This is a genomic window from Pseudoalteromonas sp. SIMBA_162 (genome assembly GCF_046535955.1).
Taxonomy (GTDB): Bacteria; Pseudomonadota; Gammaproteobacteria; order Enterobacterales; family Alteromonadaceae; genus Pseudoalteromonas; species Pseudoalteromonas marina.
In genome coordinates, this window is sequence record NZ_JAWJBQ010001018.1 from 1 (window position 1) to 243 (window position 243).

At 30.0% G+C, this 243-nt stretch carries 1 protein-coding gene; it reads left to right on the plus strand.

Annotated elements, in window-relative coordinates:
• A partial coding sequence (locus tag R0J88_RS22800) for a CorA family divalent cation transporter (RefSeq protein WP_410901290.1) occupies positions 1-230 on the plus strand: 230 nt, incomplete at its 5' end.
• Between the last annotated feature and the right edge of the window lie 13 nt (positions 231-243).

Here is a 243-nt window from a genome sequence, read left to right on the forward strand (position 1 = left end):
ATAGTTACTTATCTTTAAACTCTCATCAAACAAATAATATCATGAAACTATTAACGATTATTACGTCAATATTTGCTCCACTAACATTCATTGCAGGAATCTATGGGATGAATTTTGAAAATATACCTGAGCTAAAATGGAAATACGGCTATTTTTTATCCCTTACAGTAATGCTGATGATCGGTATTGCAATGCTACTCTATTTTAAACGGCGAGGCTGGTTTAAATAATTATTTTAGTTTT